Annotated in this window: 16 protein-coding genes; 12 read left to right on the top strand and 4 right to left on the bottom strand. The window is 66.2% G+C overall.

The genetic code is table 11. From position 1 onward, the window contains the following. The first annotated feature begins 143 nt into the window (after nucleotides 1–143). Genes ACOYW5_RS13840 through ACOYW5_RS13815 form a run of 6 tightly spaced genes read left to right on the top strand, consistent with a single transcriptional unit; the run spans nucleotide 144 to nucleotide 4,243 of the window. A complete protein-coding gene (locus ACOYW5_RS13840; RefSeq protein ID WP_423065473.1) occupies nucleotides 144–815 on the top strand; it encodes a cysteine hydrolase family protein in 672 nt (223 codons plus the stop codon). 32 nt (nucleotides 816–847) lie between these two features. After that, nucleotides 848–1,036, top strand: coding sequence for a DUF4089 domain-containing protein (locus ACOYW5_RS13835; protein WP_423065472.1), 189 nt, complete (start codon nucleotides 848–850; stop codon nucleotides 1,034–1,036). After that, a complete protein-coding gene (locus tag ACOYW5_RS13830; protein ID WP_423065471.1) occupies nucleotides 1,033–2,430 on the top strand; it encodes an AtzE family amidohydrolase in 1,398 nt (465 codons plus the stop codon). The genes ACOYW5_RS13835 and ACOYW5_RS13830 overlap by 4 nt, the downstream gene beginning before the upstream one ends. Next, nucleotides 2,423–3,193 carry a 5-formyltetrahydrofolate cyclo-ligase gene (locus ACOYW5_RS13825; protein ID WP_423065470.1) on the top strand — a complete coding sequence of 257 codons (771 nt, stop codon included), beginning with the start codon at nucleotides 2,423–2,425 and terminating at the stop codon, nucleotides 3,191–3,193. The genes ACOYW5_RS13830 and ACOYW5_RS13825 overlap by 8 nt, the downstream gene beginning before the upstream one ends. Further along, nucleotides 3,193–3,579 (top strand): oxalurate catabolism protein HpxZ, encoded by a 387-nt coding sequence (hpxZ, locus tag ACOYW5_RS13820; RefSeq protein WP_423065469.1) that lies wholly within the window; start codon nucleotides 3,193–3,195, stop codon nucleotides 3,577–3,579. The genes ACOYW5_RS13825 and hpxZ overlap by 1 nt, the downstream gene beginning before the upstream one ends. A gap of 19 nt (nucleotides 3,580–3,598) precedes the next feature. Continuing rightward, the gene (locus ACOYW5_RS13815) at nucleotides 3,599–4,243 is read left to right on the top strand and encodes a GntR family transcriptional regulator (protein WP_423065468.1); all 645 of its coding nucleotides are present in this window, start codon (nucleotides 3,599–3,601) and stop codon (nucleotides 4,241–4,243) included. Here the strand turns inward: ACOYW5_RS13815 and ACOYW5_RS13810 are convergent. From ACOYW5_RS13810 to ACOYW5_RS13795, 4 genes are all read right to left on the bottom strand, one after another. Next, entirely contained in the window at nucleotides 4,240–4,581 is a 342-nt protein-coding gene (locus ACOYW5_RS13810) for a hypothetical protein (RefSeq protein ID WP_423065467.1), read from the bottom strand. The genes ACOYW5_RS13815 and ACOYW5_RS13810 overlap by 4 nt on opposite strands. 106 nt (nucleotides 4,582–4,687) lie before the next feature. Then, a complete protein-coding gene (atzF, locus tag ACOYW5_RS13805; RefSeq protein ID WP_423065466.1) occupies nucleotides 4,688–6,385 on the bottom strand; it encodes an allophanate hydrolase in 1,698 nt (565 codons plus the stop codon). A gap of 76 nt (nucleotides 6,386–6,461) precedes the next feature. Then, nucleotides 6,462–7,193: an SDR family oxidoreductase gene (locus ACOYW5_RS13800; RefSeq protein WP_423065465.1), complete on the bottom strand. Its 732-nt coding sequence runs from the start codon at nucleotides 7,191–7,193 to the stop codon at nucleotides 6,462–6,464. Nucleotides 7,194–7,204: 11 nt separating this feature from the next. Beyond that, on the bottom strand, nucleotides 7,205–8,311 hold the full coding sequence (locus tag ACOYW5_RS13795) for a mandelate racemase/muconate lactonizing enzyme family protein (protein ID WP_423065464.1): 1,107 nt from the start codon (nucleotides 8,309–8,311) through the stop codon (nucleotides 7,205–7,207). 110 nt (nucleotides 8,312–8,421) lie between these two features. On the opposite strand from ACOYW5_RS13795, the gene ACOYW5_RS13790 reads away from it, so the two are divergent. From ACOYW5_RS13790 to rpsO, 6 genes are all read left to right on the top strand, one after another. Continuing rightward, nucleotides 8,422–9,183: an IclR family transcriptional regulator gene (locus tag ACOYW5_RS13790; RefSeq protein WP_423065463.1), complete on the top strand. Its 762-nt coding sequence runs from the start codon at nucleotides 8,422–8,424 to the stop codon at nucleotides 9,181–9,183. A 21-nt stretch (nucleotides 9,184–9,204) separates the two neighbouring features. Further along, nucleotides 9,205–9,534, top strand: coding sequence for an L-rhamnose mutarotase (locus tag ACOYW5_RS13785; RefSeq protein ID WP_423065462.1), 330 nt, complete (start codon nucleotides 9,205–9,207; stop codon nucleotides 9,532–9,534). A 56-nt stretch (nucleotides 9,535–9,590) separates the two neighbouring features. Then, nucleotides 9,591–9,998, top strand: a complete 408-nt coding sequence (rbfA, locus tag ACOYW5_RS13780; RefSeq protein ID WP_423065461.1) for a 30S ribosome-binding factor RbfA — start codon at nucleotides 9,591–9,593, stop codon at nucleotides 9,996–9,998. A 152-nt stretch (nucleotides 9,999–10,150) separates the two neighbouring features. Then, on the top strand, nucleotides 10,151–11,050 hold the full coding sequence (gene truB / locus ACOYW5_RS13775) for a tRNA pseudouridine(55) synthase TruB (RefSeq protein WP_423065460.1): 900 nt from the start codon (nucleotides 10,151–10,153) through the stop codon (nucleotides 11,048–11,050). Nucleotides 11,051–11,134: 84 nt separating this feature from the next. Then, a complete protein-coding gene (locus tag ACOYW5_RS13770; RefSeq protein WP_423065459.1) occupies nucleotides 11,135–12,865 on the top strand; it encodes a sensor histidine kinase in 1,731 nt (576 codons plus the stop codon). A 131-nt stretch (nucleotides 12,866–12,996) separates the two neighbouring features. Then, complete coding sequence (gene rpsO / locus ACOYW5_RS13765) at nucleotides 12,997–13,266, top strand: 30S ribosomal protein S15 (protein WP_423065458.1); 270 nt, start codon at nucleotides 12,997–12,999, stop codon at nucleotides 13,264–13,266. Nucleotides 13,267–13,523 lie beyond the last annotated feature (257 nt).

Here is a 13,523-nt window from a genome sequence, read left to right as displayed (position 1 = left end):
GTTGGTCGCAGCGCGCATCAGGGTCCCCTCACCCTAACCCTTTCGCCCCCCGGCGAGGCGACTCGCACAGCGCGCATGGACCAGCTCGACTTCGTCGCCATCCACATCCCAGTCCGCGGCTCCTTCATCCAGGTAGCGCCCCGATGATCTCCGTCGCAGCCCAGCCCTACCCCTATCCGCTCGATCCGATCCGCACCGCGCTCGTCGTCATCGACATGCAGCGCGACTTCATCGAGGCAGGTGGCTTCGGCGACAGCCTCGGCAATGATGTGGCGCGGCTCGAGGCCATCATTCCCGCCACCGCCGCCTTGATCCAGCTCTTCCGCGACAAGGGCTGGCTGGTGATCCACACCCGTGAGGCCCACAAGCCCGACCTCAGCGATTGCCCGCCATCGAAAATCCGCCGCGGCAACCCGACGCTTCACATCGGCGAAGTCGGCGCCATGGGGCGCCTGCTAGTCGCCGGCGAACCGGGTAACCAGATCGTCGATGCACTGGCTCCGATCGAAGGCGAGATTGTCATCGACAAGCCCGGCAAAGGCATGTTCTGGGCCACCGGCATCCACGAGCGCCTGCAAGGCCTCGGCATCACCCATCTGGTGTTTGCCGGTGTCACCACCGAAGTCTGCGTCCAGACCTCGATGCGCGAGGCGAACGATCGCGGCTACGAGAGCCTGTTGATCGAGGACGCGACGGAAAGTTACTTCCCGGAATTCAAGACCATGACGATCAAGATGATTGCCGCGCAGGGCGGTATCGTGGGATGGGTTACGTCGCTATCCGAGCTCGAAAAGGCCGTGGGAGCGGCTGCATGACGGGGGAGGACAACAGCGGAGCGTCACCCGTTATGGCCTACAAACCTTTCGATGCCGATGCGCTGATCGACGCCACGGCACCCCTGTTGCAGCTGCGGATTACCCCCGAGCATCGCGCTGGCATCAAGCTGAACTTGAAGACCGCCAGCAAGATGGCCGCTCTCGTCGAGCAGATCAAACTCGACGACGACGCCGAACCCGCCCCGGTCTATCGCCCATGAAGGCGACGTCGACCGCTGCCGAAATCGCCGAGAGCGTGAAGTCCGGTGAGGTGAAGGCCCGCGCCGTGTTGGAAGCCGCGCTTGCCCGCATCGACAAGCACAATCCGATGCTCGGCGCCTTCACCGATGTCACCGCCGAGCGTGCGCTGACCGCTGCCGATGCGGTCGATGCGAAAGTCGCCGAGGGCAAGGATCCCGGCCCGCTCGCCGGCGTGCCATTTGCCGCCAAGAACCTCTTCGACATCAAGGGCGTCGTCACCCGCGCCGGCTCGAAGATCAACCGTGACAACCCGCCGGCCGAGCACGACGCGACCCTGATCACCCGGCTCGAAGCAGCGGGCGGCATCCTTGTCGGCGGGCTCAACATGGGCGAATACGCCTATGACTTCACCGGCGAGAATGCCCATGATGGCGCCTCGCGCAATCCGCATGCGCTCGACCGCATGTCGGGCGGCTCGTCGGGAGGTTCGGCCAGCGCCGTCGCCGGTGGCCTCGTGCCGCTGAGCCTCGGCTCCGACACCAATGGCTCGATCCGTGTGCCGTCCTCGCTCTGCGGCCTGTTCGGCCTGAAGCCGACTTATGGCCGCTTGAGCCGGGCCCACAGCTTCCCGTTCGTCACGAGCCTCGATCACCTCGGCCCTTTTGCCCGCTCGGTGAAAGACCTGGCGCTCGCCTACGACGCCATGCAGGGTTTTGACGAGGCCGATCCGGCCCAGGCCAAGCGCGCCAACGAGCCGACCGTCGCACGCATCAAGCATCCGGTTCCGGGCCTCCGTATTGCCGTGGCCGGCGACTACTTCCTCGGCTCGGCCGAAGCCCAGGCCCATGTGCAGAAAGTGGCCAGGGCGCTCGACGCCACCAAGGTGGTGACTATCCCCGACGCCCAGGCCGCCCGCGCCGCCGCCTTCCTCATCACCATGGCCGAAGGCGCGGCGCTGCATCTCGACCGCCTCCGCACCCGCCCCGACGATTTCGACCCCGATACCCGCGACCGCCTGCTCGCCGGCGCCATGCTGCCGGCGGTCTGGGTGGAACGTGCCCAGAAGGTGCGCCGTGCCTTCCGCGAAAGCGTGCTGAAACTGTTCGACAGCGTCGACGCCATCCTCGCCCCGTCAACGCCGATGAAGGCGCCGCTGATCGGCCAGAAGACGGCTTTGTTCGGCGGCATCGAGATGCCTGTCAGACCCAACATGGGCATCTTCACCCAGCCGATCTCCTTCATCGGCTTGCCGGTCGCAGCGGTGCCCGTGTGGCTCGAGGGCGAAGCCCTGCCGCTCGGCGTGCAGGTAATCGCCGCACCCTGGCGCGAAGACATCTGCCTCCGCGTCGCCCACCAGCTCGAGGCAGCAGGGGCCTCCGTCGCACCCGTCGCCAAGGGATTTGCCGATGACTGAAGAGGGGCGCTGGGCCGGGCGCAATCCGGACAAGGACGTGATCCGCAACGAGGTCTGGTCCGGCCTCGAGCGCGACGGCGTTGCGGTCGGGCCGGCCTGGAGCAGGATCCCGAATTTCGTCGGCGCCGACGTCGCCGCTTGGCACCTGGCGCAGACGCCGGCATGGAAGGCGGCCAAGACAGTCAAGACCAATCCCGACGCCCCACAGATCCCGATCCGCATCCGCGCCCTCTACGAGGGCAAGGTCGTCTTTGCCCCGGTACCCTACCTGACCCACGACTTCCCCTATCTCCGGCTCGATCCGGAAAAGCTGCAAGCCAGGGGCGTGTCGTTCGAACTCGCGGCCACGGCGCAGGGGTTCATGGAGCACGGTGAGCGCATTGGTTTCGAGGATGTGGCGCCGCTCGATTTCGCCGTTGTCGGCTCGGTCGCGGTGACGCGTATCGGCGGACGCACCGGCAAGGGCGCCGGTTTCGCCGACCTCGAAACCGCGATCTTCCGAGAGCTCGGCATCATCTCGGATAGAACGCCGATTGCCACCACCGTCCACTCGAGCCAGCTCGTCGACGCCACCCGCGTCGTGCTCGAAAGCCACGACTCGCCGCTCGACTATGTGGCGACCGAGCTCGAACTGATCTCGACCAACAACCGTGACCGCCGCCCCGGCGGCGTCGAGTGGGATCGCGTCCGTCCCGACCAGTTCGAGAACATCCCGTTCCTCGCCGAACTGCGCGATCGCATGCTGAAGCGCCGGGCCGGCTGATGGAGATCAACCATCCCGAAACCCTGACCGAGGTCGAAGCCGTGTTCGCCCGCTACGAAGCGGCGCTGATTGGCAACGACGTCGCCGTGCTGGACGAGCTGTTCTTTGCGGCGCCCACCACCATCCGCTATGGCGGCGCCGAGAATCTCTACGGCATCGACGAGATCCGCGCCTTCCGCCTGGCGCGGCCCGGCGGCGGGCTGCAACGCAAGCTCGAGCGTACCGTCATAACCACTTATGGCCGCGACATGGCCGTTGCCTCGACCCTGTTCCGACGCGAGGCCGCGCCGGGCAAGATCGGGCGGCAAATGCAGACGTGGATGCGGATGCCAGCAGGCTGGCGCGTGGTGGCCGCCCATGTCAGCGTCATCGACGACCCGGCGTAAAGACCGGCGGAGGAAGTAGATGCTGAAGCGCACATCGGCGGAGGCGATCCGCGGGGGCCTGGCGGAACGCATCATCGCGGGGCAATTGGCGCCGGGCACTGCGCTCGACGAGAGCCAGATCGCCGCCGATTTCGCCGTCAGCCGCACGCCGGTGCGCGAAGCCTTGCGCCTCCTCGCCGCCAGCGGCCTCGTCGAGCAGCGCCCGCATGCCAAGGCTTTGGTGGCCAAGCCCGACGACGCCGAACTCGCCGGCATGTTCGAGGTGATGGCCTATCTGGAGGCGCTCTGCGCCGGCCTCGCGGCGCTCGCCATGACGCGTGAGGAGCGGGCCGAACTCGATGCGCTCCACACCGAGATGGCGGCCATCGTCCGCGATGGCGCCGAGCGACGCTATGCCGAAGCCAACGACATCTTCCACACCCGCATCTATGACGGCGCCCACAACGCCTACCTGAGCAAGATCACCCGCTCCACCCGCCAGCGCCTGCAACCCTTCCGGCGCGCCCAGTTCGGGACGCTGGGCCGGCTCAGCAAATCACACGCCGAACACGAGCTGATCGTCGAGGCGATCCTGCGAGCCGACCGCGACGCGGCGGAAGCGGCCATGCGCAAGCACATCGCCATCGTCGGCGGTGAAGTGCAGCGGCTGGGGCATCGGGGTTAGGGGTAGATCGCGATCGGCTTGGTCTTGGTGCGCGCGCACTCGGCTCCCAGGACCTTGCGGTGCTTGAACTCCTTGTCGGCACGCAGCGCCTGCATGATGCGGGAGAGATGGGATTTGAACGTCGCCTTGCACATCACCATCTGCCCCAGTTCGCCGCTGAGAGCGAAGAAGTAGCGCTTGGTCGAGCCATCCGCCTCCTGCATCTGGAGCGCGATTGCGGTGTCGACCTGATGGTCCTGCTTGCTGAACGCGATGGTCTCGGCGGCTAGCGCCGGTGACAGTACGGTCGCGCAGACGAGCATCGCACTAGTAAGCGAAAGGAGGCGGGGGCGGTGCATCGGTTGTTCGGACTCCGAAGATATCGCAACACGGTAGTGCTGCGGAGCACCGTCAACAATCGACTTCGGCAGTCATCGTAAACCGGCGCCGCGCCGGTGCGGACCATCATCGCGCCAGATAAGCCCGCCACCCACCATAACGCGATATATCCTCGGTCCCAGCCACAGCCGCCGCCTCGGCGAGGAACCCCTTCGGCGTTGACCCATCCGCTAGCGTCACCGTCCCGATCGACAGCGGCGCCGGGATCCCATTTACGAACCGCCCAAACCCTTCGGCATCGAGCGACCACACTTCGACGGCGATCCTGCTGCCGCCCGAAGTCACCCGCACTAGCCCCGGCTTCGCCGGGGTCGTCGGCAGCGCATGGAGGCTGTACTCCGCCGCCGTCTCGCCCGAACGCACGAGCGTGCCCCCCAAGCTGGTCAGCTCATGGTTCAGCGGCAATCCGCTGAGATGTGCGCCGACCACCGCCACCTCGATCCGCCCCGGCGCCGCCTTCTGCGCCAGCTCCGCGGCACCCTCGATGGCACGTGCGATGCTCGCGAGATAGCCATCGGCCCCGGCTCTGCCGACCAGCGTCAGGCTCGATGGCAACCCGTCGCCACGCAAACCCGCCGGCACGCTGATGGCGCTCATGTCGAGCAGGTTCACGAAATTAGTGTAGCTGCCGAGATTGGAGTTGAGGACGATCGGATCGGTCTCGAGCTCGGCCACCGTGTACATGCGCGGCACGGTGGCCACCGCGAGGCAATCGACATTGTCGAAGATCGGCGCCGTCTGGCGCTTGAGGTCGGCGAGCCGGTACATCGCCTCGAAGGCGCCGACTGCGGTCAGTCCCTCGGCCCCGCCGATGATCTTCAGTGTCACCGGATGGAAGGCGCCGGGGTTCTCCTCGATCAGGGGCTTGGTCGCGGCGTAGCGCTCCGCCACCCACGGGCCTTCATAGAGCAACCGCGCCACCGCATGCAGCGGCTCGAAGTCGATCTCGACCAGCTCGGCGCCGAGCGATTTCAGCTTCTCGAGATCCGCGGCATAGGCGGCTTCGGCATGCGCGTCGCCGAAGAACTTGCGCTGCCAGGGCGGCGAAATACCGACCCGGAATTTTGGCGGCTTGCCGCCCGCGATCGGCGCGGGAAGCTTCCGCGAATAGGCGTCGGCAGCGTCATAGGCGGCTGCCACGGTCGCGACTTCCGTCGCGAGATCGACCGTCTTGGCAAAGATCGAGATCGTATCCAGCGTCCGGCAAGCCGGCACCATGCCGGTCGACGAGAAGAGCCCCAGCGTCGGCTTCAGCCCCACAATGCCGTTCATCCCCGCCGGGATGCGGCCCGAGCCCGCCGTATCGGTACCGAGCGAGAAATCGACGACGCCTGCCGCAACGGACGTGGCAGAGCCCGAGCTAGAACCGCCCGGGATCAGTTCCGGGTTGAGCGCGTTGCGCGGCACGCCATAGGGCGAGCGCACGCCGACGAGCCCGGTGGCGAACTGGTCGAGATTGGCCTTGCCGATGACGATGGCACCCGCCGCTTCGAGCCGCGCCACGACGAAGGCGGATTTCTCCGGATCGTACTTGAAAGCAGGGCAGGCCGCAGTGGTCGGCAATCCCTCGACGTCGATATTGTCCTTGACCGCAAACACCAGCCCGGCGAGTGGCCCCGGCTCGGCCTTGGCTTCGATGACAGCTGCAGCCGCCAGCGCCTCCGCTTCATCCCGCACATGGATGAACATCGCGGGATCGTTCCACGCGCGCAGGCGCTCGTAGGCGCGGATGACGGCGGCGGTGGGGCCAAGGCGTTCAGACATGAAAAACTCGCTTCTAATGCAGAAGCGAGTTGTGCCTATTCGGTGGGCGATGACAAGCCCGCTGCATACAAGACGGCTATGCCGTCCAGCCGCCATCGATGATGTGGACCTGGCCCGTCGTATAGGTCGCGCCGGCGAGGTAGACGGCGAGGTCGGCGACTTCCTCGGGCTTGGCGATACGGCCGATCGGCTGCCGCGCGATGAAGGCTTTCTTGGCCGCCTCGAAATCGCCGGTCGCGTGCCAGCGCTCATGCAGCGAGGGCGAATCCACCGTACCCGGGGCGATCGCATTCACGCGAATCCCCTTGGTGGTGTAGTCGGCCGCGATCGACTTGGTGAGGCCGATCACGGCGGCCTTAGAGATCGAGTAGGCGGCGCGGTTCGGCACGCCCTTCACCGAGGAGGCGACCGTCGCCATGTTGACGATGGCGCCATCGCCGCGTTCCAGCATCTGCGGCAGCACCGCCTTGATGGTGCGCACCTGGGCCCAGACATTTAGGTCGAAGGCGAATTCGAGGTCCTTGTCGGGCATCTCGAGCACGGTGCCGTTGTGGACGACGCCGGCGCAGTTGAACAGCACGTCGATCCGGCCGATCTCCTTCACCGCCTGGTTGACCGCATCGGCATCGAGCACGCTGAGAACGCGCGTCGTCACGTTCGGCGTGCCGTCGAGCTCTCTGAGCTTGGCCTCATTGATGTCGGTGGCGATCACCTTGGCGCCGGCCGCGACGAAAGCGTGCACCGAGGCAAGGCCAATGCCCTGCGCCGCGGCGGTGATGAGGACGATCTTGCCGCTCAGGTCGGCCATTGGAATTCTCCCTAGAGATGTATCGAGTGCGAGCCTTCGACCGTCATCCTCTCGATGGCGTCGAAGTCCCAGGCGATGCCGAGGCCCGGCTTGTTCGAGGGCACGGCTTTACCATCGCGGATGGTCATTCCCTCAGTCGTCAATTCGTCTAGCTGCGGGATGTACTCGATCCAGCGGCCATTGGGGATGGCAGCGCAGAGCCCGACATGCAGTTCCATCAGGAAATGCGGGCAGACCGCGATGTTGAACGCCTCCGCCATATGCGCGACCTTGAGCCATGGCGTGATGCCGCCGATACGGCCGACATCCACCTGGATGATCGAGCAGGCGTGCCGTTCGAGATACTCGCGGAAGTGCATCGCCGAATAGAGGCTCTCGCCCACGGCGATCGGGATCGAGGTGTGCGCGACGAGGCGGGTGTGCCCCGAAATGTCCTCCGCCGTCAGCGGCTCCTCGAACCAGCCGATATCGAGCGGTTCGTAGGCCCGGGCGCGGCGGATGGCTTCGTCGACATTGAAGCGCTGGTTGGCGTCGGTGAAGATCTCGAAGCCCGGCCCCACCGCTTCACGCACCGCCGAAATGCGTCGCACATCCTCGTGGATCGGCCGCCCGACCTTGAGCTTGCAGCCGCCAAAGCCGTCGGCCTTGGCGCGCAGCGCATCCTCGATCAACGCCTGCTCCTCGAGATGCAGCCAGCCGCCCTCGGTGGTGTAGAGCGGGATCGCGTCCTGCGCCCCGCCGGCGAGGAGGTGCAGCGGCAGCCCGAGTTTACGCGCCTTCAAGTCCCACAGCGCCGTATCGATGGCGGCCAGTGCGATGGAGGTGATGGCGCCGGTGGTCGTCGCGTGGGTGAGAAACAGCAGGTCGCGCCAGATGCGCTCGATCTCCAGCGCCTCGCGCCCGATGATCGCCGGCACCAGCGTGCGTTTCAAGAGCTCGATCACCGAGTGCCCGCCGGTGCCGATCGTGTAGCTGTAGCCGGTGCCCGTCACTCCGTCGGCATCGGTGATGCGGACGATCGGCGTCTCCTGGCTCACGAAGGACTGGATAGCGTCGACCCGCGTCACCTTGGGCCTGAGGTCGACCATCAGCACTTCGACCTTGGCGATCCGGGCCATGTGCGCGCCTCCCTGTTCCGGTTCAAGCCGGCTTGTTGTGCATATGTGAAAAGACTATTCGTGAGTAAGCACGAGGGGTGCGGGGCGTCAATCGCGCCTATGGGGGGAGCATGTCGCAGCTTGAGGACGCCGACAAATACCGTGCCCCGGCGCTCGACAAGGGCCTCGATATCCTGGAACTGCTCGCCGGCACCGAGGAGGGGCTCAGCCAGGCCGAGATCGCCAAGGCGCTCGATCGTTCGCCCAACGAGATCTATCGCATGCTCGATCGGCTGGTGCGTCGCGGCTATGTCCGCCGTACCGCCGCCGATCGCTACGAGGTGACACTGAAACTGTTCGAGCTGGCGCATGGCCGGCCACCTCTGCAGCGGCTGCTGAGCCAAGCCCTGCCGGTGATGCGGCGCTTCGCCCGCGATGCGGAGCAGGCCTGCCATCTCGCCAACTACGATCGGGGTGCGCTGATCGTCTCGGCCCAGGTCGATGGGCCGGGCTACTGGAACGTCTCGATCCGCGTTGGCTCGCGCATCAGCCTCGTCGATACCGGGTCGGGTCACGTCACCCTCGCCTTCGCCAGCCCCGAGGAGCGCCGGCTGATGCTCGAGGAGCAGGAGCCGGCCGAGAAGCTGACCCCGGGCCTCGAGGAGCGGCTCAAGGATGTCCGGCGCCAGGGCTTCGAGAACATGCCGAGCCGCCAGATCGCCGGGGTCACCAACCTGTCGGTGCCGATCCTTGGGCCGATGGGGCGCGTGCTCGCGGTGCTGACCTGCCCCTACTCGGAGCGGCTGGACGTCAGGACCGCCCCGGGGCGCGACAGGGTCATGCAGATGCTGATCGGCTGCGGCCAGGAGATTTCGCAGGTGCGGCAGGCATAGTCTGCCGCGGAGGAGAACGAAATGAAGCGTTATGCAGCGGTGCTGGGGCTGAAGCCCGAGGCGGTGGCCGACTATGTGCGGGTGCATGCGGCAGTGTGGCCGGACGTGCTGGCCCAGATCCGGCGCAGCAATATCCGCAACTACTCGATCTACCTGAAGCGCCCGGAGAACCTGCTGTTCTCCTACTTCGAGTATCATGGCACCGACTACGAAGCCGACATGGCGGCGATGGCTGCCGATCCCGTCACGCAGGAATGGTGGGAGGTCTGTATGCCGATGCAGTCCCCGCTCGAGACCCGCAAGGAGGGCGAGTGGTGGGCCTCGATCGACGAGGTCTTCCATACCGACTGAGGCTGCCGGCCCGCGCCGCCGTTGACGCGGGCGCGCCGAGCGCATAACTCGGGAAAATGAAACGCGAAACCCATAAGCCCACCGGCCCGACCCAGCGCATGCTGCGCGTCGGCGAGCTGGTGCGCCATGCGCTGGCGCAGGTCTTCTCGCGCGGCGAGATCGACGATCCGATGCTTGAAGGCAAGGTCATCACCGTGCCCGAAGTGCGGATGTCGACGGACCTGAAGCTGGCCAACGCCTACATCATGCCGCTCGGCGGAGAGGGCGCCGACGAGATCGTCGCCGCGCTCAACCGCCACCACAAATTCATCCGCGGGCGCGTCGCGCCCGAGCTGAACCTCAAGTTCGCGCCCGACCTCAAGTTCTTCGTCGACAACACGTTCGACGAATTCGGCAAGATCGACGCGCTCCTGCGCTCAGATCGCGTGCAGCGCGACCTGCACGGCGACGAGGACGAACAGTAGTAGCTGCGGTGGGCACGACCCGGCACACCCACTAGCTGTCATTCCTGCGAAAGCAGGGATCCACTATCCGCCCGCGCCAGCCGCCCCATGGATCCCCGCTTTCGCAGGGATGACAGCGGGGGTTTTGGCGAGGTAGTGCCAAGAAGGCTCCAATGTCCCAATCCAAATCAAACAAGCGCGAAGTGTCCGGTTGGGTTGTCCTGAACAAGCCATACGACATGACCTCGACCCAGGCCGTGGGCAAAGTCCGCTGGCTGTTCGGCGCGAAGAAAGCCGGCCATGCCGGGACTCTCGATCCGCTGGCGACCGGCATCCTCCCCATCGCGCTGGGCGAGGCGACCAAGACCGTCCCCGCCGTGCAGGATGGCGAGAAGGTCTATCGCTTCACCATCAAGTGGGGCGAGGAGACGACCACCGACGATACCGAGGGCGAGGTCATCGCGCGCTCCGACGTCAGGCCTGATGCCGCGACGATCGTCGCGGCCCTGCCGCGCTTCACTGGCACCATCCTCCAGACCCCGCCGGCCTTCTCGGCCATCAAGGTCGATGGCGAGCGCGCCTACGACCTCGCGCGGGCCGGCGAGGCGGTCGAGCTCGCCCCGCGCGAGGTGCATATCGGGGCGCTGTCGCTCGTCTCGCACGACGGCGCCTCGAGCGCGCTCGAGATGCGCTGCGAAAAGGGCACCTACGTGCGCGCGCTGGCGCGTGACCTCGCGCGCCATCTCGGCTCTTTCGGACACGTGACGAAGCTTCATCGCGCCTTGGTCGGCCCGTTCGACGAGGCCCGCGCCGTTACCATCGAGCAACTGGAAGCCGCCGCCGACCGTGACGCGCTGCTCCTGCCGGTGAGCGCCGGCCTCGCCCTTTTGCCCGAAATTCGCCTGACCCCGGATCAGGCCCAGACCATCCGCCACGGCAATCCGGTGCTTTTGACGGGCGCCCGTGCGCCGATCGAGCTCGAAACCGCCTGGGCCAGTTGCGCCGGGGCGGCGGTGGCGCTGGGCCGGGTCGAGATGGGCCAGTTCAAGCCGCAGCGGGTAATCGTCGCCTGACGGGCTGGAACCAACCCGGTTTCCCGGGCATTAATCGGCGCATGGTGTTTCCAGGGGCCGGGCCGATGTCCGCCGATTTTGTTGATGGCTGACGGCCCCGCCCCGATCGAAGCGGGTAGCCGGCGTGCAAGGCCGCGCGTCGCGCGCCCGATCGCGGTGTACCTGTTCGTGCTCGCGCTGGTGGCGCTGGTGCCGGCCTTCATCTTCTCGGCCGTGCTGCTGCAGCGCAACAACGAGGCGCAGGAGCGCATCGTCGAGACCTTGATCACCGGCAATTCCCGCGCCATCGTCCAAGCCGTCGACCGCGAGATCAACGCCAATATCACGACGCTGCGCGTGCTGGCTACGACGCCGCCGCTGACCGAGGCCGACTACCCATCCTTCCATTCACGGGTCAGCCAGGCCCTCGCCGATACCGGCTCGTTCGTCTACCTTATCCACCCCGACATGACTTCGGACCTCTCGACCCGGGTCGGCCTGGGCGAGCAGCAAACCGTGCCGATCGGCGATGTCGAGACGGCACAGCGCGCTTTCGACACGCGCGATGTTGCGGTGTCCGACGCCGTGTTCGGGCGCGTTTCGCAGCAATGGGTCGTGAACATCCTGCAGCCCATCTTCCCCGCCGGCCGGCAGCCGCTGGCGCTGGGCTTCAGCCGCACCGCCAGCCAGCTCTCCATGACCCTCCTCGCGAGCCGCATGCCCGATGGCTGGCATGTGGCTCTGGTCGACCGCAAGGGCGTCATCATCGCCTCCTCCGGCGATGGCGGGCAGACCGGCGATGCCTTCAACCTCATTCCGTATGATCAGCTCGGATCGACCCCAGGCTGGCGCGACATTCGCCATGACGGCATCGACTATCTTGCCGTGACGCAGCAGTCGCTGCTCACCGGCTGGAGTCTCGTCGCCTGGGCCGAGCGCGATGTGGTTTCGCAGCCGCTGGCCGATGCCTTCTGGTCGCTGCTCGCCGGCGGCGTATTGCTCGCGGCGCTGGTGGTGCTGGTGGTCTATGGCGTGAGCCTCCAGATCGGGCGCTCGGTGCATGGGCTCGAAGCCGATGCCAAGCGCCTCGGTGCCGGCCAGCCGGTCGAGGCCCGCGATTTCCCAATCGAGGAAATCGCCACCGTCTCCATGGCGCTCGGTGATGCCTCGCGGCGCCGGCAGGCGGCCGAGACCGAAGTGCGCTTCCTGATGCGCGAGCTCGCGCATCGGTCGAAGAACCAGATGACCGTCATTGCCGCCATGGCCAAGCAGACCGCGCGCGGCGCCGAGACTGTGCCCGAGTTCGTCACCAATTTCGAACGCCGCATCTTCGGGCTCGCCCGCTCCACCGACCTGCTCCTCGCCCACGGTGTCGCCGGTGTCGATCTCAGGGAATTGCTGGTCAGCCAGATTGATCCGTTCTGCCCGGTGGATGGGGAAAAGGTCGTCGTCGACGGGCCTTCGCTGCGGCTGAACGCCCAGGCAGCGCAGATCCTCGGCATGGCCGCGCACGAACTCGCCACCAATGCGGTCAAATACGGTGCCTTCGCGCGCGACGGCGGGCGGCTCGAGCTCAGCTGGGCGCGGGTTGGCGACAACATCGCGTTCGTCTGGCACGAGACCGGCAGCGTGGCACCCAAGGCCGCCCCGCGCCGGGGCTTCGGCACCACCGTGCTCGAGAACATGGTCGGCCGCTCGCTCAACGGCGAGGTCGAGCGCGAGGTCCACGAGCGCGGCATCACCTGGCGCTTCTCGATCCCCTTGGCCTCGCTCGATCCGAACGAAACCCTCAATGGCCGGGCCGAGGCCGAGGACCGCGACCCCGGCGACAAATAACTGGCTTTTGCCGGGGCTTTCCCCTATAGAGCCCGCCAAGTTCCGGCCTGCCGGCACTGCTCATGGCTCCACCTGGACGACATCCCGGGTGGCAGCGTCCCGTTGATCCTCAATTTGAAAGGACCATTCCGATGTCGATTACCGCTGAGCGGAAGACCACGCTTATCAAGGACTTCGCCACCAAGAAGGACGATACCGGCTCGCCGGAAGTCCAGGTCGCGATCCTCTCCGAGCGTATCGCCAACCTCACCGAACACTTCAAGACCCACAACAAGGATAACCATTCCCGTCGTGGTCTCCTGAAGATGGTTTCGACGCGCCGGCGTCTGCTTGACTACGTCAAGAAGAACGACGAAGCGCGCTACAAGGCGCTGATCGAGCGCCTCGGCCTGCGCCGCTAAGGCCAGCCGAATACGAACTGATCGCGAGGTACGCCTCGCGATCTTTTCCGGCCACGAGCTGGATGTATGCGTAGGCTGATGAACTACGCGGAGCATGGCGAGATCATCGGCCGCTCATGGTGCCAGAGGGCACTCTCCCCCAAGAGAACTGAGCGGCTCATCGTCTTGTCCATGTTCCGCCCCGAGTGACATCGGGAGTCAGCGAACAAACCGTGCCGATTTTGGGCTGGCTGAGCACATGGGGTGCTTCGTCTGCT

The sequence above is a fragment of the Devosia sp. CN2-171 genome (assembly GCF_049354815.1).
Lineage (GTDB): Bacteria > Pseudomonadota > Alphaproteobacteria > Rhizobiales > Devosiaceae > Devosia_A.
This window is presented reverse-complemented; position numbering and strand designations above follow the sequence as displayed.